We start from the raw sequence: 272 nt of genomic DNA, 5'->3' as shown, positions 1-272 counted from the left end.
CCGACGGTGTCGTTGGCACCCCAGTGGCGAAGATCTAGAGTGTGGCCTAATTCGTGCAGGATGGTGTTGCGCAGTTTTGCATCTGATCCCATCAGGCGGTTATTGGCGATGAAAAGCGAGTTATCGCCAACCAAGGAAATACCCGAGGCGTAGTTACCTTGATCAATCTGATCGCCAATAACCCCGATGCGGAAGATGTTGTCACGCTCGCCTAAGAACTCGTCGATGTTGTCGAGCAGTTTGTAGGCCTGGATTTCATCCTGAAAGTAGTA

General features: G+C 51.1%; 1 pseudogene. It reads right to left on the bottom strand.

The window, feature by feature from the left end:
* A pseudogene (locus HMPREF3048_RS12230) lies at window positions 1–272 on the bottom strand (hypothetical protein); the annotation flags it as partial.

Source organism: Corynebacterium sp. HMSC075D04 (genome assembly GCF_001815635.1).
In the GTDB taxonomy this organism is placed as follows: domain Bacteria; phylum Actinomycetota; class Actinomycetes; order Mycobacteriales; family Mycobacteriaceae; genus Corynebacterium; species Corynebacterium coyleae.
This window is presented reverse-complemented; position numbering and strand designations above follow the sequence as displayed.